This window comes from Corynebacterium sp. HMSC073H12, from assembly GCF_001837775.1.
GTDB lineage: Bacteria > Actinomycetota > Actinomycetes > Mycobacteriales > Mycobacteriaceae > Corynebacterium > Corynebacterium amycolatum.
In genome coordinates, this window is sequence record NZ_KV834027.1 from 331020 (window position 1) to 353847 (window position 22828).

The 22828-nt window shown below is 58.4% G+C and carries 18 protein-coding genes; 2 read left to right on the forward strand and 16 right to left on the reverse strand.

Annotation, left to right across the window (positions count from 1 at the left end; translation table 11 throughout):
• Positions 1–74: 74 nt before the first annotated feature.
• The 6 genes from HMPREF2708_RS03620 to dapB form a co-directional block, all read right to left on the reverse strand.
• A complete protein-coding gene (locus tag HMPREF2708_RS03620) occupies positions 75–3371 on the reverse strand; it encodes a DNA translocase FtsK (protein WP_070832516.1) in 3297 nt (1098 codons plus the stop codon).
• Between the two features lie 105 nt (positions 3372–3476).
• Positions 3477–4094, reverse strand: a complete 618-nt coding sequence (locus HMPREF2708_RS03625) for a TIGR03085 family metal-binding protein (RefSeq protein ID WP_070832425.1) — start codon at positions 4092–4094, stop codon at positions 3477–3479.
• 89 nt (positions 4095–4183) lie between these two features.
• Positions 4184–6283 carry a ribonuclease J gene (locus HMPREF2708_RS03630; protein ID WP_070832428.1) on the reverse strand — a complete coding sequence of 700 codons (2100 nt, stop codon included), beginning with the start codon at positions 6281–6283 and terminating at the stop codon, positions 4184–4186.
• Complete coding sequence (gene dapA, locus HMPREF2708_RS03635; RefSeq protein ID WP_070832431.1) at positions 6283–7188, reverse strand: 4-hydroxy-tetrahydrodipicolinate synthase; 906 nt, start codon at positions 7186–7188, stop codon at positions 6283–6285. The genes HMPREF2708_RS03630 and dapA overlap by 1 nt, the downstream gene beginning before the upstream one ends.
• A 58-nt stretch (positions 7189–7246) precedes the next feature.
• A complete protein-coding gene (gene thyX, locus HMPREF2708_RS03640; RefSeq protein WP_069358744.1) occupies positions 7247–7999 on the reverse strand; it encodes an FAD-dependent thymidylate synthase in 753 nt (250 codons plus the stop codon).
• 20 nt (positions 8000–8019) lie between these two features.
• The gene (gene dapB, locus HMPREF2708_RS03645) at positions 8020–8772 is read right to left on the reverse strand and encodes a 4-hydroxy-tetrahydrodipicolinate reductase (RefSeq protein WP_070832434.1); all 753 of its coding nucleotides are present in this window, start codon (positions 8770–8772) and stop codon (positions 8020–8022) included.
• A 266-nt stretch (positions 8773–9038) separates the two neighbouring features.
• Here dapB and HMPREF2708_RS03650 point away from each other — a divergent pair, with 266 nt between their 5' ends.
• A complete protein-coding gene (locus HMPREF2708_RS03650) occupies positions 9039–10427 on the forward strand; it encodes a DHA2 family efflux MFS transporter permease subunit (RefSeq protein ID WP_246840319.1) in 1389 nt (462 codons plus the stop codon).
• A gap of 79 nt (positions 10428–10506) precedes the next feature.
• On the opposite strand, the gene HMPREF2708_RS03655 is transcribed toward HMPREF2708_RS03650, so the two are convergent.
• The 4 genes from HMPREF2708_RS03655 to HMPREF2708_RS03665 form a co-directional block, all read right to left on the reverse strand.
• Positions 10507–12774 (reverse strand): polyribonucleotide nucleotidyltransferase, encoded by a 2268-nt coding sequence (locus tag HMPREF2708_RS03655; RefSeq protein ID WP_070832441.1) that lies wholly within the window; start codon positions 12772–12774, stop codon positions 10507–10509.
• 13 nt (positions 12775–12787) lie between these two features.
• On the reverse strand, positions 12788–12913 hold the full coding sequence (locus tag HMPREF2708_RS11350) for a hypothetical protein (RefSeq protein WP_256380886.1): 126 nt from the start codon (positions 12911–12913) through the stop codon (positions 12788–12790).
• A 365-nt stretch (positions 12914–13278) separates the two neighbouring features.
• Positions 13279–13548, reverse strand: a complete 270-nt coding sequence (gene rpsO / locus HMPREF2708_RS03660; RefSeq protein WP_016422594.1) for a 30S ribosomal protein S15 — start codon at positions 13546–13548, stop codon at positions 13279–13281.
• A gap of 141 nt (positions 13549–13689) precedes the next feature.
• The gene (locus HMPREF2708_RS03665) at positions 13690–14685 is read right to left on the reverse strand and encodes a bifunctional riboflavin kinase/FAD synthetase (RefSeq protein ID WP_070832518.1); all 996 of its coding nucleotides are present in this window, start codon (positions 14683–14685) and stop codon (positions 13690–13692) included.
• 64 nt (positions 14686–14749) lie between these two features.
• Between HMPREF2708_RS03665 and truB the strand changes: the two genes are divergently transcribed.
• Positions 14750–15736, forward strand: a complete 987-nt coding sequence (truB, locus tag HMPREF2708_RS03670) for a tRNA pseudouridine(55) synthase TruB (protein WP_070832444.1) — start codon at positions 14750–14752, stop codon at positions 15734–15736.
• A gap of 17 nt (positions 15737–15753) precedes the next feature.
• Here truB and HMPREF2708_RS03675 read toward each other — a convergent pair whose 3' ends face one another.
• From HMPREF2708_RS03675 to infB, 6 genes are all read right to left on the reverse strand, one after another.
• Positions 15754–16467, reverse strand: a complete 714-nt coding sequence (locus tag HMPREF2708_RS03675) for a 4'-phosphopantetheinyl transferase family protein (protein ID WP_070832447.1) — start codon at positions 16465–16467, stop codon at positions 15754–15756.
• Positions 16446–17822, reverse strand: a complete 1377-nt coding sequence (locus HMPREF2708_RS03680) for an MATE family efflux transporter (RefSeq protein WP_083321852.1) — start codon at positions 17820–17822, stop codon at positions 16446–16448. Before HMPREF2708_RS03680 ends, HMPREF2708_RS03675 begins: the two co-directional genes overlap by 22 nt.
• Positions 17823–17825: 3 nt before the next feature.
• Positions 17826–18887: a DHH family phosphoesterase gene (locus HMPREF2708_RS03685; RefSeq protein ID WP_070832450.1), complete on the reverse strand. Its 1062-nt coding sequence runs from the start codon at positions 18885–18887 to the stop codon at positions 17826–17828.
• Positions 18888–18929: 42 nt separating this feature from the next.
• Positions 18930–19361, reverse strand: a complete 432-nt coding sequence (rbfA, locus tag HMPREF2708_RS03690; RefSeq protein WP_016422588.1) for a 30S ribosome-binding factor RbfA — start codon at positions 19359–19361, stop codon at positions 18930–18932.
• Between the two features lie 586 nt (positions 19362–19947).
• Entirely contained in the window at positions 19948–20241 is a 294-nt protein-coding gene (locus HMPREF2708_RS11175) for a hypothetical protein (protein ID WP_210400312.1), read from the reverse strand.
• Positions 20242–20370: 129 nt separating this feature from the next.
• The coding region (gene infB, locus HMPREF2708_RS03700) for a translation initiation factor IF-2 (protein WP_083321853.1) at positions 20371–22828 on the reverse strand (2458 nt) is incomplete at its 5' end.

Genomic DNA, 22828 nt, shown 5'->3' on the forward strand with positions numbered 1-22828 from the left:
TTTTACCGGGGATACTCCCCTCCACGTGTGCCGACTATACACGCAATCAGAAACGGCGGTAAGGCTGGGTCGTCCTACGCCATAGACTGATTCGGATCAGCGTCGACTACGTTTACTTCTTCCTTAGGAGCATCCTCCGGGTTTGCGCCCTTGATCATCCACTTAATGGTTTCGAGCTCCTCTGGTTTGACCAGCACCTCACGTGCCTTAGATCCCTCTGACGGTCCAACCACTCCGCGAGTTTCCATCAGATCCATCAGTCGACCGGCCTTGGCGAAACCGACTCGCATCTTGCGCTGCAACATCGAGGTCGACCCGTGCTGTGCGGTGACCACCAGCTCGACTGCCTGAAGCAAATCTTCCAGGTCATCTCCGATATCGGGGTCAATGTTGCGCTCAGCCTCAGCGCTCTTATCCTCCGTGACGCCCTCGGTGTAATCCGGCTCGGCCTGCGCCTTAGCTGCATCGACTACTGCCTGAATCTCTTCGTCTGTGACGAAGGCCCCCTGAAGACGTCGCGGCTTGCCTGCACCCTGTGGGATGAACAGGCCATCGCCCATACCAATGAGCTTTTCAGCACCGCCCTGGTCAAGAATGACGCGGGAGTCCGTGAGCGACGAGGTAGCGAATGCCAGCCTCGATGGCACGTTCGTCTTAATCAAGCCGGTGACCACATCCACAGACGGACGCTGCGTAGCCAGCACCAAGTGGATACCGGCGGCACGTGCCTTTTGCGTGATGCGCACAATCGCATCTTCGATATCGCGGGGTGCGGTCATCATCAGGTCTGCCAACTCGTCAACGACACAGACAATGTACGGGTACGGACGGTACTCGCGCTCCGAGCCAAGTGGGGTCGTAATCTCACCGGACTTGACCTTACGGTTGAAGTCCTTGATGTGACGGACGCGGGCGGCCTTCATGTCCATGTAGCGCTGTTCCATCTCTTCAACCAGCCACTGCAGAGCCGCCGCGGCCTTCTTCGGCTGAGTGATGATTGGCGTAATTAAGTGAGGAATCCCCTCATATGGAGTCAGCTCGACCATCTTCGGGTCCACCAGAATCAGGCGGACATCCTCCGGGGTCGCACGAGTCAGCAGCGACACCAACATCGAGTTTACGAACGCGGACTTACCCGAACCGGTCGAACCGGCAACGAGAAGGTGCGGCATTTTCTGGATGGAGTGCGAGATAAACTCGCCCTCAATATCCTTACCGAGGCCAATCAGCATTGGGTCATCGTTCGCAACGGTCTTGGGCGCGTTGAGTACGTCGGCAAGCCGAACCATCTCACGGTCGTTGTTCGGCACCTCGATACCAACGGCCGACTTCCCCGGAATCGGAGTCAGTAAGCGGACATTGTCGGTCGCTACCGCGTAGGCAATGTTGGACTGCAGGTTCGTAATCTTCGAGACCTTCACGCCCGGGCCAAGCTCGACCTCGTAGCGAGTCACCGTCGGACCGCGAGAGAAACCAGTCACCGCAGCATCGACCTTGAATTCTGCGAATACTTCAGTAATCGCCTCAATCATGCGGTCGTTCGTCGCCGTACGCGTCTTGGGGCGCTCACCTGGAATCAACAGGTTAGTCGATGGCAGGTGGTAGTCAGATTCCGGCGTGCGTGCCGACGAACCGGAAGTACCCTCGGCATCCTTTTCCAATTCAGACTTCGGAGTTGTGGCCGGAATCTTAGAGGCATCGATACCAGAACGAGCGGCAATGGCATCCATTGTGCGGCGGGTAGCCTCAGACACTGCATCCCGCGAATCATCGACAGACGACTCGCCCTGCGGCGCGCTCGCCGGCTCTACGACCTCAGGTTGAACAGCGGGCTGTTTCGGAGCTCGGGAATCGGAAACACGATTCCGTTCGCTGTTACTAGCTGCAGCAGCCTCCTGCGTCGGGTACTCGGAGTACTCGTCATAATCCTCGTCGGCAGCGTGGTAGTTCGTGCCCCCGACAGCTGGAATAGTCGATTCTGTCTCAGCGGTGTCGCGATGTACTGCATCCGACTGAGCTTCCTCCACGTACTCAGCTGCCGGAAACGCCGGCTCCACCGGGGAAACTCGAATAGAGTGCGGTGCCCCATTCCGGACATCGAACACTGTGGTCTTTGCCGAATCGTAGTCGACATCCTCAACCTGACGGGCAGGTCGTGGAGCCTGTCGGTTCCTCTGCGGCTCTTCGTCCAAAAGATCGTAGAGGTTACCGTCAGTATCCGGTTCGTCGTAAGGCGCGGGTTCGGGTGCGGACATACGGCTATCCGCGCCACGACGAGGCGCTCGGTAAGCAGAGCGATCGGTCGAACGAGACGAGGAATGTTGCGTGCGGCTGCTGCGGCTTGGGCGACGCTCGATTAGCTGCGTCGGCTGGTCAAAGTCCTCATCGGCATATGCGGTATCGGAATCCCAGCTCGCACGACGTTCCAGCATGTCATCGACATTGCCGTAGGGATCGTCCGATTCCGGCTCGTCGCCGGCACGACGCGAAGACCATTCGGAAAAGTTGAAGTATTCCTTAGTGGCATCGATAAGCTGGCGCACCGTCGCGCCAGAGAGCACCAGAGCGCCGTAAAAAACGATACCCAGCAACAAAACCACGGCGACCCACGAGGTAAACCCGGCTGCTAGCGGCGAACCAATATAACCACCAATTGCGCCACCGGCTGCACGTCGCCCCTGCCAGTCCGCAGGACGACCCGAGCCAATATGCACAATTGCGAGCAGCCCCACCACAATCAGCGAAGCTCCAGTGATGGTAGGTGTCAGACGTTCACGGCGCGGCATAGCATCCAGCATCATTAATACGGAAACAACACCGAGCAGCACCGGAAGTACAAAAGCGCCGATACCAATGAGCGTGCGCACTGCCGTTTCAATGAACTCCCCCACGGGTCCTGCCAGGTGGAACCATGTCGAGCCAGCGAGCACAATCGCCAACGCCAGCACGAGTAGTGCGAAGCCATCCTTCGATCCCGGTTCGCCACCCTCATCGAAGTCTGCGCCGAACTCGTCAGCTGGCACGGAGGCCGGTGCCGGCGGTTCAATTACATCGTCATAACCGCTAGCTGCTTTACGACGCTTCCTACGGGGCTTCGTCGAAAAATCGGCGTCACTTTCGCGCCGCGACATATTCTCCTCTTCATCTCGCTTATTTTTGCGACCGCCTACCCGACGGGCAAGACCGGCCACGCCGCGGGCAGTTTCAGTCCAGGCGCTGGCCAAGCTATTGCCCACGAACGACATGGCGCTAGGAGTGCGCTCGAATTCCTCCGTGGCGCTGTGCACGGGGTATCGCCGCGTGGCATCTGTCTCCGCAGAGCGGGAAGATCCACGACGATTGTCAGTTCTGGTTCGGCTGGTCGCAGACATGCCCATAACCTTACAGCTAACACCGGATCGTTTTCACATTAGTCACACGCGTGTCATTGTTTAACAGGCGGGCTGCCACGACCGTCCAGAGCTGAGAACGTGATCTTAAAGACTGTTGCGCTTGATGCCCGATTCGTCGCCGTCGATGGTGACGCGTACCTCGTCACGGCCATAGAGCCACAACACCAGTTCCCCGACGCTTCCGCGGACAGTCACAACCGGAGCACCTTTAGCACTGTTGTCGATTAGGGTCACCGCAACTCCGTCGTCGCGCATTAGCACCACGGTCGAGGTCGAACCGCGCAACATCATACGGCCGGCAGTAGTGACCAGGCGCCACAGGTCTGAAACTCCGGAGGGTGGTAGCTGACGAACGGTCCAACCTTCCTGGGCACGACGGACATCCTCGTGGTGGACGAAGTTCTCCGCAGTGTTGACGTAGCGGTCTGCCCAGTTCATTGGATTCCATCGCGGAGCACCACTGCCCCACTTCCCCACCACTTCGACGTAGGGCATTCGATTGACCTCAGCGGTAACAGCATCGAGGCGATCCGAAAGCGCCTTGACGAACATCCCGCCAGCGGCATCCAGACGGTTTTCGCGAATGTAAAGGTGGTTGGCCAGATCCCGGGTTGTCCACCCCTCGCACAAGGTCGGTGCGTCGGGGCCGACGCTGAGCAGTAGATTAGCTAGGTCTTCACGTTCCCGTTCAGCAAAAGTCATAGCTCCAGACTAGACCAGGCACGGATAAGCCCGCATCCACACGGTTTTAGGTGGATGCGGGCTCTTACGCTAAAAGACGCTCTAGAAACTTAGATGCTTTCGCGCGACTCCTTGATTTCCTCGTCGCTAACCTCTTCGGCTGCCTCTGAGGACATCGGCACGATGGTCGGAACAACCATCGGGCTGCGACGCCACTTCTGATTAATGACGCGCTCGGTGCGACGACGAACTTCCTGAGCCATACGGTACGGGTTGTTCTCACCACTGCCAGCCAGGTCAAAGAGAGTATCGTCAACGACCTGCTCGACGGTTGCGAGCACTTCCTTGGCGTCGTCCGAGTAACCGCGAGCCTGAGCCCGTGGCTTCTCCAACGGGCGACCAGTGCGGTTATCGATGACGGCTGTGACGGTGATAAGACCACCTTCACGCATTTCAGCACGGTCTGCCAGCACGTCCGCGTCGACGTCACCCATGGTGACGCCATCGACGTAGAGGTTACCGACCGGAACCTGGCCAACTACACGAGCACGGCCGTCAACGAGGTCGACAACCACACCGTTCTGAGCGAGGACAACGTTTTCTGGCTTAACACCGGTGGAAACTGCCAATTCCTTGTTGGCGCGGATGTGTCGCCACTCGCCGTGAATTGGCATGACATTCGATGGGCGTGCTGCGTTGTAGAGGAACAGCAGCTCGCCGGCAAAGCCGTGGCCAGAGGTGTGGACCTTGGCATCCTTGCTGGTGACAACCGTCGCACCGATCTGCGCGAGCATGTTGATAACACCAAAGACAGCTTCTTCATTACCCGGCACCAGCGAGGAGCTGAGGATAATCAGGTCGCCATCACGGACGGTAATCTGACGGTGCTCACGACGGGCCATGCGAGACAGCGCAGCCATTGGCTCACCCTGCGTACCGGTAGTCACCAGCACGACCTTGTGGGGCGCCATGCGAGCGGCCTCGTTCATCTCCACAATGGTATTTTCCGGTGCGGTCAGCAACCCCAATTCCTGCGCGATGCGCATGTTGCGAATCATAGAGCGACCATTGAAGGCAACCTTGCGACCAGCCTTAACAGCTGCGTCGATGACTGCCTGCACTCGGTAAACATTCGAAGCGAAGGCCGCGACGATAACGCGCTGCTTGGCATCCATAATCAGGCGGCGCAGAGTCGGAGCCAAGTCCGCCTCGGATCCCGAAAAGCCTGGAATCGTAGCGTTGGTGGACTCACACAAGAAGAGGTCGATTCCCTCATCACCGTAGCGACTCAGCGCCGGCAGGTCAGTCGGCTTTCCGTCCGGCGGGGTCTGGTCCATCTTCACGTCACCGGTGTGGACGACCATGCCAGCTCCGGTCTTAATGACGATGCCAAGACACTCCGGAATCGAGTGGTTCACATTGAAGAAACGCAGATCGAACGGACCACGCTGAATGTGGCTGGTGTCGTTGACCTCGATGACCTTCGGGCGCTGACGGTGCTCCTGTGTCTTGGCCTGAATCAGTGCCAAGGTAAAGCGAGAAGCAATAATCGGGATGTCCGCACGCTGCTTGAGCAACCAAGGGATAGCACCGATGTGATCCTCGTGACCGTGGGTGACCACGAGAGCTTCCACGCGATCCCACTTGTCTTCCATGTAGGAGAAGTCAGGCAGAATCAGGTCAACACCCGGCTCATCCGAGCTCGGGAACAGCACGCCACAGTCGACGATAATCAGACGGTTTTTGTACTCCAACACGGTCATATTGCGACCGATTTCGGAAATACCACCCAGCGCCACCACGCGCAGACCGTCCTTGGGGGCCTTCGGCGGCGCGGGCAGACGTTGCGTCAAGTCTGCACCCTGCATCGACTGCACTACGTTACGTCGGTTGCCGCCACGCCCGCCACGGCCACCCCGCGAATTATTTCCGCGATTACCGCCACGGCCACCGCGACCACCACGAGAACCGCGGTTGGAAGAATTCGACGAACCTTGGGACTTCTTAGCGTTGCCGGATTTCTTACGATCACCGGAACGCTCAGAGCGCTCGGAACGCTGCGAGGACTTCGAGCCATTGGAGTTAGCTCCACCTTTGTCGGAGCCCTTGGATGCAGAGTTCTTGGACTGCTCTGCTGCAGCCACGTCAGACTCGGAAGGCGGACCGGCCTTACGAGTTACCTTGCGGGCGCGATTGCGTCCTTCAGCCACTACAGAACACCTGCCTTCCGCATAGCTTCTTCAAGCACCTCAAGCTGCTGGTCATTTGCTGCAATTTGCGGCAAGCGTGGATCTCCTATCTCAATGCCCTGCAGACGCAGAGCGGACTTAGCAAAACTTACACCGCCAAGTGCAGCCTGAGCGGCAAACAGCGGAGTCATCTTCGCGTGGGCTGCCTGCGCACCAGCAAGGTCACCCTTGTCAAAGCAAGAGCGCACCTCGGCCAGCAGCTGCGGGGCTGCATGTCCAATAACGGAAATGAACCCGGTGGCGCCAATCGACAGCCACGGAAGGTTCAGCACATCGTCACCGGAGTACCACGCCAAATCAGTATTAGCGATAATGCCGGCGGCAGTTCCCAAGTCCCCCTTGGCGTCCTTAACAGCCTGGATTCTCGGGTGCTCCGCCAACCGGTAAATGGTATCAACTTCAATCGGAATAACCGAACGCGGCGGAATGTCATACAGGCACACCGGAGCCTCGGTTGCGTCGGCCACCGCCGTAAAGTGGCGGTACAGGCCCTCCTGGGACGGCTTGGAGTAATACGGCGTGACGACGAGCAGTGCATCCGCGCCCGCCTCCACAGAAGCCTTTGCCAGCTCAATGGACTCGGCCGTGTCATTGGTGCCGGCACCGGCCACAAGCTTGACCTTATTGCCCAGCTCTGCGCGGACAGCTCGGAGAAGCTCAAGCTTTTCCTCAACGGTCGTAGTAGGCGACTCGCCAGTAGTACCGGCCAGAATGAGTGCATCGCAGCCGCCGTCTACAAGGTGCCCAGCGAGCTGCACACCTGCCTTGACATCGAGGCTTCCGTCCTTATCAAAAGGGGTCACCATAGCTACGGCGACAGTGCCGAAAATGTCAGCACCGCGAGTTGACGCAATTCCTGTGCTCATTGTTGACTACCTTTTCTTAAAAATCTCAATCGACTATATCTTCACACTGTACGTGCGATTACCCCTCGAAGGCGTAAGGACTCGACGCGACAACCGACCCATCCTTCAGAGTGTTGATCTCAAAATCCCCAAAAGCAACAGGAGCGCAGCGCTGCAGCTCCCGCAGACAAGCCACTGCCAACTCCCGAATTTCAGCATCGGCATGCTCGGTCGCACGCATCGAAATGAAGTGGCGCCAAGACCGGAAATTACCAGTAACCACGATTCGAGTTTCGGTGGCATTGGGCAAAACCGCCCGGGCTGCCTGGCGTGCCTGCTTCCGCCGCAAGATAGCGTTGGGTTCGTCGGCCCACTTCTCTTCCAGTGCGTCTAGTAACTCACCATAGGCGAAACGGGATTGATCAACCGCGCTTTCGAAAACTCGCAACAAATCCGGGTCCTCCGCAATTGCGGGAGGAACCACAACATTGTTGGAACTGGCCGGCACAAACCGCTGCGACAACTGCGAAAAGGAAAAGTGACGGTGTCGTGTGAGTTCATGTGCACACGAGCGCGACAGCCCACGGACATAGATGCTTGCACTTGCGTGTTCAAAAAGTGAGGTGTGGCCTACCTCGAGCACATGCCGCAGATATCCCCTATTCGTCGCAGTTCGCGGGTTGGGCTTGTCCCACGTTTCATAACAAGCCCGGCCAGAGAACTCAATTAATGCTTCCCCACCGTCGGCATCGGTATCAAAGTCGATGTCCTCTGGCGGGAAGAAGCTGGTCGCGGCGATTAGCTGCGCCTTGAGAGTGACATTTTCAGACATTTTTAGTTAACTCCCGGCTATTAAAGTCCCAGGAATGGCTCCAGTCCCACAGTCAGACCCGGAAAATCCTCAATCTTGCGCACTCCCAGCAGTACGCCCGGTACGAAGCTGGTACGCGAGTAGGAGTCCTGCTTAATGGTTAGCGACTGTCCTTCAGCACCGAAGATAACGGTCTCGTGAGCCACCGAACCGGTCATACGGACTGCGTGCACCGGAATGCCCTCGACATCGGCGCCGCGAGCACCATCCAGAGTCTGCTCAGTGGCGTCGGGCTGCTCCCCCATGCCTGCTTCCTTGCGAGCACGGGCAATAGCCTCAGCAGTGTGGATAGCGGTGCCCGAGGGGGCATCCTTTTTAAAAGGATGGTGCATTTCGATAACTTCAGCGGACTCGAAGTACGGAGCGGCTAGCTCTGCCATCTTCATGGTCAATACTGCGGAGATTGCGAAGTTCGGTGCAATAAGGACATTGGCGGCACCGTCGGCGTCGTCAAGCCAGCGCTGCACCTGATCGAGGCGCTCCTTGGTAAAGCCCGTGGTACCCACGACGGCGTTGATGCCATTTTTAATGCAGAACTCAAGATTGCCCATCACAGCGTCGGGCTGAGTAAAGTCAACAATGGTCTGCACACCAGCGGTGACAAGTTCATTCAGGTCATCGCCAGAGTCAAGACCTGCTGCCAGCTCCAAATCGTCGGCGGCTTCAACTGCCTCGCAGATGGTGGACCCTACCTTGCCCTTGGCGCCAAGTACGCCGACCTTGATATTGCTCACAGCTCTCTTGTCCTTTCCCAACGGGTTTATCTCTATCCCTTACCTTAGAATGTGTTGGGCAACTTGTGTGCCAATGCCCCCGTCGGCTTTGCCGTCTTGTCGGCTTACGATGGGGTTTTTCTTGCGTTAAGATGCAATATCTTCGAAAACCACTTATTCCAATACCTATATCTAGAAAGAGACTTCTCTTGGTTTCTGAATCTGAAGATTCCGAATTGAGCCCAAGTTCGGAAGCAGCACAGGCCAAAGCGCCGAAAAACGCTTACATGGCCATTTACGTGCTACTAGCTGCGGCATTTATGGCTATCTTGAACGAGACGGTCATGAGTGTCGCAATTCCCGTCGTCAAGGCGGACCTTAACATCAGCGCAACGACTGCCGGATGGCTGACAACGTCATTCCTGCTGACCATGGCTGTTGTCATTCCAATCACTGGATTTCTCATTGCCTCAGTGCGCTTCCGCACTCTTTTCGCGATCAGCCAGGGGCTATTTGTCGTAGGCACTCTCATCGGTGCCTTCGCGCCAGGTTTTGCAATCGTGCTGCTCGCACGCGTTGTTCAAGCCTCCGGCACCGCAGTACTGCTGCCGCTGCTGATGACCACGGTGCTCAACGTAGTACCGGAGCATGAGCGCGGCCGCATGATGGGACGAATGAGCGTAGTCATCGCTGTCGCACCTGCTATCGGTCCGACCGTCTCCGGTCTAATTCTGGAGATTGCAAACAACAATTGGCATGCGCTTTTCGACACGATGCTGCCGCTCGGTCTGATTGTGCTAGTGGTCGGCGTCATCCTCGTGCCCAACATCGAGGAAAACTCCGCCAAGCCCATCGATATTCTCTCGGTGTTTCTCAGCGCTGGCGCATTCGGTCCGCTCGTGTATGCGCTCAGCCGTGTGGGTGCCGAATTTTCGCTTATCGACGGAATCCTCTGCGCAGCCGGAATCGTGCTACTGGTGCTCTTCATCATGCGTCAGCGCCGCTTGGCACCGCGAAACCGAGCTCTGCTGGACCTTCGGACCTTCCGCACCAAGAGCTTCACACTGTCCACAACCATCCTGACTTTCGGCTTTATGCTGATGTTCGGTGTGATCATCATTCTGCCGCTCTACCTCAACCTGCGCGGTGTTGATGTCAAGACCATTGGACTAATTGTGATGCCCGGCCCGCTGATTATGGGGCTTATGGGCCCGACTGTTGGTCGCCTTTTCGACACCTACGGTCCGCGTCCGCTGGCAATCCCTGGTTCTATTATTCTCGCCCTCGGTCTCTTCGGGCTCGGCTTTATCTCGGCGTCCACTCCGCTGTGGTGGATTGTCGCCTGCCACATCGTCTTTGAGATTGGCTTGGGGCTGCTGTTTACTCCACTGTTCACATTCGGCCTTGGCGATCTTCCCAAGAACCTCTACCCGGATGGCTCTGCGATCCTGAACACGCTGCAGCAGGTTGCAGGCGCGGTTGGTACTGCACTGTTTGTCGCGCTGTCGGCTGTCATTGCCGCGGGTCTTTCCGGCGCTGGTGCAGCAGCTCCTGCAACCGACGACCTGATTCGTGGCTATAGCATTGCGATGTTTACCGCCGCGGGTCTTGGCGTGGTGCTGATCTTCTTGACCACGCTGCTCAAGCCGCAGCGGAAGAAGATCGCATTGCAGTAGTTCTCGCTTTGAGCGAAACAAAAAGCGGCTAGGCGCAGTGCCTAGCCGCTTTTGTCTACTTACTGTCTACGACAGGCGGTTAGTCGTCCTCGACCGGAACCAGCGAGATCTTGCCGCGGTTGTCGATATCAGCGATTTCGACCTGAATCTTGTCGCCGACATTGATGACATCCTCGACCTTCTCGATGCGCTTGTCGCCACCGAGCTTCGAAATGTGAATCAGACCGTCACGGCCCGGAGTCAGGGAGACGAAAGCACCGAAAGCGACAGTCTTCACGACAGTGCCCAGGTAGCGCTCGCCGACCTTCGGCAGCTGCGGGTTAGCGATTGCATTAATCTGCTCAATTGCAGCATCCGCGGCCTTACCGGAAGTTGCCGAGACAAATACGGTGCCGTCGTCCTCGATGGAGATATCAGCACCGGTTTCCTCGGTGATGCCGTTGATGGTCTTGCCCTTCGGGCCGATGAGCTCACCGATCTTGGACGCCGGAACCTTAACGGTGGTGATCTTCGGAGCAAGACCGCTCATCTCGTCCGGAGACTCGATGACCTCAGCCATGGTGGAGAGGATGGCCAGACGTGCATCACGAGCCTGGGACAGGGCATCGGCCAGAACCTTCGACGGAATACCGTCGAGCTTGGTGTCCAGCTGCAGTGCGGTAATGAAGTCCGCAGTACCAGCGACCTTGAAGTCCATGTCACCGAATGCGTCTTCGGCACCGAGGATATCGGTCAGCGCGACGAAGCGGTTCTCACCGTCAACCTCGCCGGAAACCAGGCCCATGGCGATACCGGCAACCGGAGCCTTCAGCGGCACACCGGCGTTGTACAGCGACAGAGTCGAAGCACAGACCGAACCCATGGAGGTCGAACCATTGGATCCAAGCGCCTCGGAGACCTGGCGAATGGTGTACGGGAACTCCTCACGGGACGGCACGACCGGCAGCAGAGCGCGCTCAGCCAGTGCCCCGTGACCAATCTCGCGGCGCTTCGGAGAGCCAACACGACCGGTCTCGCCGGTGGAGTACGGCGGGAAATTGTAGTGGTGGATGTAGCGCTTGGAAGTAACCGGGGTCAGCGAGTCAATCTGCTGTTCCATCTTCAGCATGTCCAAAGTGGTGACACCCAGAATCTGGGTCTCGCCGCGCTCAAACAGCGAAGAGCCGTGGGCACGCGGAACCAAGCCGACCTCAACGCCCAGGTCACGAATGTCGGTAACACCGCGACCATCGATGCGGAAGCCCTCAGCCAGAATCTTCTCACGGACAATCTGCTTCATCACTGCGTTGTATGCAGCGCGAATCTGCTTAGATACAGCCTGCTCGTCGACATTATCGGAGACGAAGCGCTCCAGCAGTTGCCCCTCGACGTCCTCCATGTACTCGTTGGTGGCGTCATCTCGATCCTGCTTACCCGGGATTGTGAGCAGCTTGGCCAGCTTCTTAGCGGACTTCTTCTCGACTGCGTCAAAAATCTCATCGCTGTATGCCGGGAACAGCGGGAACTCCTGTGTGTCCTTCGCTGCGCGCTCAGCCAGACCCTTCTGTGCCTCACACAGAACCTTGATGTGCGGCTTTGCGGCCTCGAGGCCAGCGGCGACGATGTCCTCGGTCGGGGCCGGTGCACCGTCAGCAATTCGCTTGACGACGGTCTCTCCTGCTCCGGCCTCCACCATCATGATGGCGACATCTTCGACGTTCTTGCCGCGGCGCTTGCGGGTAACGATACGGCCAGCGACAACCATCTCGAACAGAGCCTGCTCGTGCTGCTCCTCGGTCGGGAAAGCGACCCATGCGCCCTCCGGGTGCTTGTCATCGGCGACAAGCGCGATGCGGACGCCACCGACAGCGCCGGAAACCGGCAGCCCGGAAAGCTGAGTTGCAGCTGATGCGCCATTGATTGCGACGACGTCGTAACGGTCCTTCGGGTCCCAGGACATGACGGTGACGACAACCTGTACCTCGTTGCGCAGGCCCTTGACGAAGGTCGGGCGCAGCGGACGGTCAATCAGACGACATGCCAGGATGGCGTCGGTGGACGGGCGGCCTTCACGGCGGAAGAACGAGCCCGGAATCTTGCCCGCAGCGTACATACGCTCTTCTACGTCAACGGTCAGCGGGAAGAAGTCAAAGCCCTCGCGGGGCTGGTTGGAAGCGGTGACGGTGGACAGGAGCATGGTCTCCTCGTCCAAGTAGGTGGTCACCGAACCATCGGCCTGACGAGCCAGCTGACCCGTTTCAAAGCGAATGGTGCGGGTGCCGAAATCACCATTGTCGATGGTGGCAACGGCCTCGGTAATACCGAAATCCTCATCAAAGAAAAATTCAACAGCCTTGCTGTTGGCCATAGGTTTCTTACTCCTAGAAATAGCGGCGATCATCGATGTCGCCTTCATCAAATCGAGTGGACTTTGTTTGCGCCCAGCATTCTACCAGGTAACCCGGGAAGTTCTCGTATTGGGCGAGTCGGAGATCTCTCACTGTCATCTGGGTTTTGCACCTACGCGGAGTTCTAGGAGTTTGCGGAGCGGGGGAACTTATCGATGAATTCTCTTCACTCATCGATGGATTACCGTGTCTTGTCGACGAATTACCGTGTCTTATCGATGGTGCCCCGGCACTTATGCGCACGCTGTCGATCAGCCCCTCCACATGTCGATGAGGTATTCACTTGTGGCCACGCTGCAGCGCATCGATGAGTGAATACCACAACGACAAGTGAGCAAAAAGACCCGCCGTGAGCTTCCATCCAGTGGAAACCCAAACGGCGGGTCCAAAAAGCTTAAAAGCCTTGAATTAACAGAGCAACTTACACCAATGGTGCTCTGGCAAACAGGGCCTTAAGGGAAACCTTAGCGACGCAGACCCAGGCGCTCGATCAGCTTACGGTAGCGCTCAACGTCGTTGTCCTGCAGGTACTGCAGCAGGCCCTTGCGGCGACCGACCAGCAGCAGCAGACCACGACGAGAGTGGTGATCGTGCTTGTGGAACTTCAGGTGCTCGGTCAGCTGACGAATACGAGCGGTCAGCAGTGCAACCTGAGCCTCCGGGGAACCGGTGTCGGTCTCGTGCAGGCCGAACTCCTTAAGGATCTCAGCCTTCTCTGCAGTGTTCAAAGCCATGTAAATCTAACTCCTTAAATCAAATTATGGTCGTTTTTTCAGTCCACACTCTCGGCTTTACCGGAACCAAACAGCATTTGGCAGCTGATTCCTCGCGACTGCTTGTGGACCGCAGTCACAGCCAGCGTTTTACTTTAACAGCTAATCGGTCTTTGCCAAAATGGCCTCGGTGTCTGCTACGTCCTGGTTCATCCGGTCAATGAGCTCCTCGACCGAGTCGAACTTCTCCATTCCGCGAATCCGGTCGACAAATTCAACCTGCCCGGCGGTGCCGTAGAGGTCCGCGTGACGGTCAATCACGTAGGCCTCGACCGTTCGATCAGTGTCTCCAAAGGTCACATTGGTGCCCACCGACACGGCTGCTGGGTAGCGCACCCCAAACTCGATATCGCCCTTCGGGTCCGGCTCCGGGCGCGCTGCCGTCGGCTGAGCCGTAAACCATGCCGCGTAGACACCATCAGCCGGGACTGCCAGCCCCTCAGCGAAGTCAATATTGGCGGTCGGAAAGCCCAGTTGTGCTCCCCCACGCCCCTGACCGGGAATAACGTCACCATCGACACGGTAGAAGTACCCGAGACACGAGGCGGCTGCGGACACCGCGCCGTCGGCAAGCAAACCGCGAATACGTGTCGACGAAACGCGTTCGGTCGAGTTCGCGGCAGTGACGTCGAGGAGGTCGACGATGGTGACGTCGACCCCACACTTCCGGCCGTGCTCCGGCATAGTCTCGGCGGTACCTGCGGCCTTCTGCCCATAGGTGAAGTTCTGGCCAACGAAGACGGCCTGTGCATTCAGCTTGTCGCGGATAACGGTACGTACAAAGTCTTCTGGGGGGATGCTGGAGAAGTTCTTGTCGAAGGACACGACGAGCATGGCATCAATTCCCTCCGCCTCTGCCAGCTCGGCACGACGGGACACGGTGGACAGTGCCGGCGGCACCTTATCCGGGGCAAACAGCGCTACGGGGTTGGGGTCGAAAGTCATCAACAGCGACTTCACGCCACGAGCGCGAGCGTCACTGACTGCAGCAGCTATCAGGCGCTTATGTCCTAGATGAATACCATCGAACACTCCGATGGTTACGACCGTGTCCCCCAGGTCTTCGGGTGCATTGTCCAAGCCATACCAAATCTCCACAAAGAGCCAGTGTAACTGGTCACCGTTTAACACACCGCATATAGCGCAACATAGGATTGCGTCTATGACCGACTTCGATCCGATTGCAGACTCCGGCATTGTCATCGTCGACAAGCCCCAAGGCTGGACAAGCCACGATGTAGTGGGCAAACTCCGTCGAATCTTCCGCACCAAGAAGGTCGGCCACTCCGGCACCCTCGACCCAATGGCCACCGGTGTGCTCGTCCTCGGCATCGGCCGCGGCACGCGTTTTCTACCGCATGTCCACGCGGACACGAAGTCCTATCAAGCCACCATTCGGCTCGGCGCTGCCACGCTTACCGACGACGCCGAAGGCGAGTTGCTCTCCGAATCCTCGGCGGCAGCGGTGACCGATGAAATGGTTCGAGAGGAAATTGCGAAGTTCACCGGCACGATTATGCAGAAACCGGCGGCGGTATCCGCTGTGAAGATTGACGGTGTCCGCGCCTACGAGCGCATCCGCCGTGGCGAGAAGGTCGATATCCCAGCGCGCCCGGTGACAATCACCCGCTATGAGGTTCTGGACATCCGCCACGACTCCGATCCTTCCCGTCCCGGGGAGTGCATCGATATCGACGTGGAGGTCGACTGCTCTGCCGGCACTTTCATCCGCGCCTTAGCTCGTGACTTGGGGGATGCACTGGGAGTCGGTGGTCATCTCACCGCTCTGCGACGTACTGCCGCCGGCGTTTTCACTATTGAAGAAGCATTGACTATCGACGAGCTCACAGCGAAAGCCGAGCAATTCGACACCGCCAATCCAGAAATTGCGGAGATGCGACGCCCTCTTCCGGAGCGCGCCGCTTCCTTGCTACCGATGAGTCTGGACGCGGCCTGCCTGCGTTGCTTTGATACCCGCGAAATTACTGAACAGCAGGCGGCTGATTTGGCTCAGGGCAAGTGGCTGGAGCCAATCGGAAAACCTGGAGTCTATGCGGCGGTGTCTCCAACGGGAAAGGTCCCGGCGCTGCTCACAGAATCCGGCAAACGGGCCAAGACGGTCTTCGTGGTACGCCCGGCCACGCTGTAACTATTTCTCAAGGCTTTTTAACACTGCTCGAGCCACACAGCAGTGGCAACGACGCCTGCGCCGCGGGCCCAGAAACCCTTTACTCCGCGGAAGGCGTCGGGAATCTCACGGTGAAATGTTAGCTGTAGAGGTCCGCCTGCGAGTCCTCGGGAAAAACCTCGCGCTGCTATCCGTCTCTTCCTCGTTTGCACGGAAACTTCGTCGAAGTCTAGCCACTGCCCGACTATCGGCTCCCAGAGTTTGTACATTGATTCCTTGGCGCTAAATTGCACCAGCGGGTCCAGGCGTGCTTCGTCAGTGCGCAAGACTGCATTGATGATTCCTAACTCTAGAGTCTGCTCGACCTCGACATCGATGCCAATCCCCTGCAGCCGTTCAGCGCTCGCAGACACAGCTGCCACGGCCCCGTCGCAGTGGCTAATTGACCCCACGACTCCTCGCGGCCACAGCGGCGCTCCGGTGGTCGACATGCCAATCCCACCTGGGGCAGACTCTCCTAGCCGTTGCAACGTCTCATGCGCAGCGAGGCGCCCTCGGGTGAAATCACGGATTCGAGCAGGTGCTGCACTATCAGACAGCCTCAATTCAGCGCTACGGAGCTGCTGCAATTCCGCATCGCTAAAAGGACGCTCGGCATTGGAGTCAATAACCAGCCGGCTACCGGCGGGTAAATGCCTGGCCAGGTACTCCTGGACATCGGCAAGCACACTCATGCGCTGATGCCGTACCATTTCTCTCCACGGAAACGGGTAGCGACAAAGATGAGTCGCAGAATCATGAATGCCAAGAGACCGCACCATACGCCAATCAGCCCCCAGCCAAATGCCTGAGCCAGCCAGACCGGTGGGAGGAATCCGCACAGGACCGCGCTAACGGTGGCGTTACGGAGGAAGGCTGCGTCGCCGGCGCCGAGCAACACGCCATCGAGCGCGAAGACGACACCTCCGATAGGAATCATCGCGACAAGAATCCACCATGGTCCGGCGGTGACTGCGTCAATCACGCCTGTGGAGTCGGTAAAAATGCGGACGATACTGGCATTACCCACTGCGAAGACAGCCGCTAGGCCGAGAGCAATGACGCTTGACCAGACAGTAACTCGCTTGCCAGTCCAGCGGGCAACGGCCGTGGAGCTACCGCCCAACGCTGCACCGACGAGCGTCTGTGCAGCAATCGCTAGCGAGTCGAGCACCAATGAGATCAGATTCCACAGTTGCAGCATGACCTGGTGCCCACCTAGCGTGGTCGGCCCAACGCGGCCAGCAACCGCTGCGGCAGAGAGGAACGCTACCTGAAAGGACAAGGAGCGAACGATGAGATCGCGGCCGAGGACCAGCTGGCTTTTGATAATGGCGCCATTCGGGCGCATGGAGAGCTTGCGGTTAGAGCACTCTTTGAAAAGACTGCGGAGGAACAGCCCGCCGGTAATCAATTCGCCGAAAAGAACGGCCATCGCAGAGCCCTCGAGACCGAAGGCGCGGACCAGCGGCACAATCACAATGGCGGCCGGAACAAGGCCTGAGAGCACAAATAGCAGCGGCGAGCGGGTGTTTTGGATACCGCGCAACCAACCATTTCCAGCCTGCGCAATCAACGTCAGCGGAATGGCGAAAGCAGCAACTCGCAACCATTGCCCTGCACCATGAGCGACCTCCGGATGAGGAGCTAACCAACCGGTAAATACCGGTGCCAACCCCACGATGATGGCAAAGAGACTAAGGCCCACAAAGATGGCGACCCACGTCGCTTGCAGTCCCTCTTCGACCGCCTCGTCCACGTTGCCCCTGCCAAAGGCTCGCGCTGATCGGGCGGTCGTGCCGTAAGCCAAGAAAGTAAGCTGCGTAGTTACCACGGAAAATACCGTCGAACCAGCAGCAAGCGCCGCAAGCTGGACGGCTCCGAGCCGACCGATGACAGCCGTATCCAGCAGCACATAGAGTGCGGGCGCGGCAAGAACGCCCAACGCTGGCAGCGCCAGCGAGACGATTGCGCGAAGGCTGACATCTGACTTCGCACTGTGCCCGGTTCGCTCTATGGCAGTTTTCTCAATCTCAGTGCGCTCCTGAGTTTCTCGCGAGTCCGACATTCCCTAGGCCTCGCTTGTGTCTCGGCGTGCCTGGGCTGCGACATCGCTGGTGTCCAGGATGGCCTGCAGCAGCTCATCCTTGCTGCACTCGCGAGTCAGACCGGCGGCACGCTCGTGGCCACCGCCGCCGATTTCCAGGGCGACCTGGGAGACATCGACAAGCTCGCGAGAACGCAGCGAGACCGCCCACTGCCCTGGCTCATACTCCTTAAGTACCGCACAGACATCGGCCGCATTAGTCGTACGCACAATGTCCACGACCGATTCAATCTCATCGTGACCAACTTCGACGGTCTGGTCGTGCTCAATGACAACGTGGATTAGGCCTGCGCCGTCGCCCCACTCGGGCACCAATGTCGCGGTGGAAAGCACCTTGCCCAGGAACGGCAGGTAGGCAAACGGATGCTCTTCCAGCAGCTGTGCACCAATCGTGCGCGGATCGAGCCCCTTATCCAGCAGACGCGCCGCTGCAGTGTGCATGCGAGAACGGCCGAACTGGAACGACGCGGTATCCGTCAACAGCCCGGCGTAGAGAGCATGAGCCATCGGCGTGGTCAGCTTGATACCCCAGACACCAAAGAAGTCCAGGAGCACCATGGTCGAGGACTCTGCGAGTTCATCAACCATGTTGACGGAGCCAAAGCGAGTGTTGGTCGCGTGATGGTCAACATTGATAACGCGATCGGAGGCCGTCACGCGATCTTCGAGCGCACCAAGACGCCCCGGGCTTGCGCAATCGACAGTCACCCATGTGTCAATGTCTTCATCCAGGTCCGTGTACTCGACGAAGCGTTCCCATCCGGGGATGGTCAGCAGCGACTTGGCAGGCAAATCGCTCTCACCGTAGCTGGCGACAGCCGAAATGCCACGCTGTACAAGTGCCATGACCATCGCAGATGCGGCACCAATCGCATCCGCATCGGGGTGAACATGGGCAATGACGCCGACTTTCTTAGCGTCGGCAAGCATATCCTGCATCTGCTGAATCGGCTTGGACATGCGGCGATTAATCGCCTGGGAAAGCTGGTGAGCTGCCTGCTCCTGAGCCTGCGGAGAAGTGGTCACGTAGATGCCCCTTTCATCGATAGATGTGGCCGGTGGAGAGTTTTACTCCTCGTCGCGGTATGGGTTGGCATCGCCTGCGGGCTTAGCGTTTCTGGCCTGCTCAGCCAATTCCGCGTCGCGCGCGCGAGTCTTATCGAGCAGCTCCTCAAGGTGCGCGGAGATCTCCGGCACCGTGTCAACCTCAAAAGCCAGCGTCGGTGTGTAGCGCACACCGGTGCCACGACCGACTAGGGAACGCAGCTGCCCCTTCGCCTTTTCCAACGCTGCTGCTGCCGACTCGTAGTCCGGTTCCTCGTCGAGCGTACGTCCGCGCACAGTGTAGAAAACTGTGGCGTCGTGCAAATCGCCGGTGACGCGGCAGTCGGTGATGGTCACAAACTCCAGCCGCCGGTCCTTAATCTCACGCTCAATTGCGCTGGCGACAATCTCCTGAATACGCTTGGACAGCCTGCGCGCGCGTGCTGGATCTGCCATTTTCGGCTACTCCCTATCTATCTATATCTGTGCGCAACCATTCGTAGCTAGACCCCATATAGCGTGAGGCCTGAAGTGCCCCTTCGCTGACAAAGCCCCATTTGGGATCCGGCAAAAACGGTTCAATACAAAGGACTGCTAATACTAACACGCAAAGCACTACTCAACTTCGAACCACATTTTTCGCGACTTCGCCTAAGCCCGTCTACCGGGTGCAGTCACTTGCTTCGCCGCACGCTCGCCCTTTGTTAATAGCCTATTAATCATCACGACAACACTGCCGCCATCATCGATGTCATCGACGGCTTGGGGGCACTACCACGGAATTGCGCAGCTGAAACGCGGTCTCCGCAAAAACAAAGCCCGCTGCCCCACACCAATTCAACGGTCGGAAAATTCACGCCAGGGAGCAGCTCAGAATCTTTGTCTACAGCTAACGGCCTACCCGTACGCTCTTAACGGCGCTCCACGAAGTTGTACATCGGTAACCCATTAACATGAGAACAGTCAGGCAGTGAATCCATCACGCTGTCCTGCAATGGTGTTTCTCCCTCGATACCGAAAATCCATTTAACCGCAGCATTACCTAGCTCCAGCGGATGAAAAAGATACTTACCTCACCGTTTTTATCATTGGGCGCCACGCTGCCATGGGTTTGTTCCAATTCAGCCACATCCGTCGGATGTAGTACCTCGACGTGTTCACCATTAGCGAACGGTACCTCGAAATCCAACAGCCTTCCCGAGCTGAAGAACCGCTGCATGTCAAAATCATAGTCTTCGCAGCTTGCCCCTAATTCTCTGGTGGGAGTCTTATAGTGGCACAAATCGACAACACTATTGATGCACAGTGACCAACTTGCACGAGGATCATTCGCCAACGCTGCGTCCTCAATAAGGTCGTATACGTCGTCAGTCCCGAAGAGCAGCGTTGGCCCAAACGCTACGCAAAAAGGCGCTCCCCGAAGGGAGCGCCTTATCAAAGTTCACGCAGTGTTTAGCTTACGTTGCTACGTGCGCGGAACCTCGACCATCTCGTAGACCTCGATAACGTCGTCCACCTGGATGTCCGGGTAAGACAGCACCATACCGCACTCGTAACCGGCTGCGACCTCGGTAGCATCGTCCTTCTCTCGCTTCAGCGACTCGATAGTCGCCGAATCCGTAATGACGTTGCCGTCACGAACCAGGCGAGCCTTCGCGTTACGGCGGACCTTGCCGGACTCGACCATACAGCCGGCGATGAGGCCAACTGCGGAGGACTTGAAGATGGCGCGAATCTCTGCACGACCAATCTCCTTCTCCTCGTAGACCGGCTTGAGCATGCCCTTCAGAGCAGCCTCGACATCCTCGATAGCACGGTAAATCACCGTGTAGTAGCGGATGTCAACGCCCTCAGCGTTGGCAACCTCGGTGGCCTTACCCTCGGAGCGAACGTTGAAGCCGATGATGACGGCGTCAGACGCAGCAGCCAGCGTGACGTTGGTCTGAGTAACAGCACCGACACCACGGTCGATGATGTTCAGTGCGACTTCGTCGTCGACCTCGATCTTGAGCAGGGCTTCTTCCAGTGCCTCGACGGTACCGGCGTTGTCGCCCTTCAGGATCAGGTTGAGGGTGTTGGTCTCCTTCAGGATCTCGTCCAGGTTCTCCAGGGAGACGCGCTTGCGACGACGTGCCTGCAGTGCATTACGACGACGTGCGTCGCGGCGGTCTGCAATCTGGCGGGCCGTACGATCCTCGTCAACAACCAGGAGGTTGTCACCAGCACCCGGTACGGACGTCAGGCCGAGCACCTGAACCGGACGGGAAGGGCCGGCCTCATCGACGTCGTTGCCGTACTCATCGACCATGCGGCGAACACGACCATATGCGTCACCGACAACGATGGAGTCACCGACGCGCAACGTACCGCGCTGAACGATAACGGTTGCCACCGGACCACGGCCGCGGTCAAGGTGAGCCTCGATGGCGACACCCTGAGCATCCATATCCGGGTTGGCGCGCAGATCCAACGAAGCGTCGGCAGTCAACAGCACTGCTTCGAGAAGCTGATCGATGTTGAGGCCCTGCTTAGCGGAAATATCGACGAACATAGTGTCGCCGCCCCACTCTTCGTCAGTGAGACCGTATTCAGTCAGCTGACCACGAATCTTCTGCGGATCTGCAGTTTCCTTATCAATCTTGTTGACTGCAACGACAATCGGCACATCAGCGGCCTTAGCGTGGTTAATAGCCTCAACCGTCTGCGGCATGACGCCGTCATCAGCTGCAACAACCAGAATCGCGATATCGGTCGACTTGGCACCACGAGCACGCATAGCGGTAAACGCCTCGTGACCAGGGGTATCCAAGAAGGTAACCTTACGCTTCTCGCCGTCGAGCTCCACCGGCACCTGGTAGGCACCGATGTGCTGGGTAATACCACCGGACTCATGGCCACCAACGTTGGCCTTACGAATCGTGTCCAACAGGCGCGTCTTACCGTGGTCGACGTGACCCATCACAGTTACCACTGGTGGGCGCTGCTCGAGGTCCTCATCGTCGCCCTCATCCTCACCGAATTGGAGGTCGAAGGATTCAAGCAGTTCGCGATCCTCATCCTCAGGCGAAACAACCTGGACCTTGTAGTCCATCTCGTCGCCGAGCAGCTGCAGGGTCTCGTCGGACACCGATGCAGTTGCCGTAACCATTTCACCGAGGTTGAACAATGCCTGAACCAGTGCTGCGGCATCGGCATTGATCTTCTCAGCGAAGTCGGACAACGATGCGCCGCGTGCGAGGCGAATGGTCTTGCCCTTACCGTTAGGCAGCTTGACGCCACCCACCACGGATGGTGCCTGCATTGCCTCGTACTCGTTGCGCTTCTGACGCTTCGACTTGCGTCCGCGACGCGGGGCGCCTCCTGGCCGCCCGAATGCACCTGCAGTTCCACCGCGACGTCCGCCGCGACCACCGCGCGGTCCACCACCCGGACCACCTGGGCCGCGACCACGGCCGCCGAAGCCACCGCCACCGCCACCGCGGCTTGCCTTTGCAGGCATCTGTCCCGGGTTCGGGTGCGAAGGCATCATCGCCGGAGTCGGACGATTTCCGCCCGGCTTATTACCGCGGCCCTGTCCACCTTGTGAACGCGGGCCACCCTGACGTGCTCCTGGCTTTGGGCCCGGACGGCCGTTTCCACCCTGCGGGCGAGGGCCACCCTGGCGTCCACCCGGCTTCGGGCCAGGACGGCCGTTTCCGCCCTGCGGACGCGGCATATTGGACGGCCGCGGTGCCGGACGGGAGGATCCGCCGGTCGAGAATGGGTTATTCGCCACACGCGGTGCGCGTGCGCCTGGCTTCGGCCCCGGCTTCGGGCCAGCAGGCTTCGGCGAGCGTGGCATTTCCTGTCCCGGCTTCGGCGAACGGGACGGTGCAGCTGGCTTGGCACCCGGTTTTGCCGCCGCTGGTGCAGCCGGCTTGGCG

What these genes read in the sequence shown, in the direction of transcription:
- HMPREF2708_RS11350 (WP_256380886.1), bottom strand. Translation starts at nt 12,913, where the DNA reads ATGACAGTGAGAGATCTCCGACTCGCCCAATACGAGAACTTCCCGGGT.
- rpsO (WP_016422594.1), bottom strand. Translation starts at nt 13,548, where the DNA reads ATGGCTTTGAACACTGCAGAGAAGGCTGAGATCCTTAAGGAGTTCGGC.
- thyX (WP_069358744.1), bottom strand. Translation starts at nt 7,999, where the DNA reads ATGTCTGAAAATGTCACTCTCAAGGCGCAGCTAATCGCCGCGACCAGC.
- HMPREF2708_RS03625 (WP_070832425.1), bottom strand. Translation starts at nt 4,094, where the DNA reads ATGACTTTTGCTGAACGGGAACGTGAAGACCTAGCTAATCTACTGCTC.
- HMPREF2708_RS03650 (WP_246840319.1), top strand. Translation starts at nt 9,039, where the DNA reads ATGGCCATTTACGTGCTACTAGCTGCGGCATTTATGGCTATCTTGAAC.
- HMPREF2708_RS03655 (WP_070832441.1), bottom strand. Translation starts at nt 12,774, where the DNA reads ATGGCCAACAGCAAGGCTGTTGAATTTTTCTTTGATGAGGATTTCGGT.
- HMPREF2708_RS03675 (WP_070832447.1), bottom strand. Translation starts at nt 16,467, where the DNA reads ATGGTACGGCATCAGCGCATGAGTGTGCTTGCCGATGTCCAGGAGTAC.
- HMPREF2708_RS03680 (WP_083321852.1), bottom strand. Translation starts at nt 17,822, where the DNA reads ATGTCGGACTCGCGAGAAACTCAGGAGCGCACTGAGATTGAGAAAACT.
- HMPREF2708_RS03620 (WP_070832516.1), bottom strand. Translation starts at nt 3,371, where the DNA reads ATGTCTGCGACCAGCCGAACCAGAACTGACAATCGTCGTGGATCTTCC.
- dapA (WP_070832431.1), bottom strand. Translation starts at nt 7,188, where the DNA reads ATGAGCACAGGAATTGCGTCAACTCGCGGTGCTGACATTTTCGGCACT.
- truB (WP_070832444.1), top strand. Translation starts at nt 14,750, where the DNA reads ATGACCGACTTCGATCCGATTGCAGACTCCGGCATTGTCATCGTCGAC.
- rbfA (WP_016422588.1), bottom strand. Translation starts at nt 19,361, where the DNA reads ATGGCAGATCCAGCACGCGCGCGCAGGCTGTCCAAGCGTATTCAGGAG.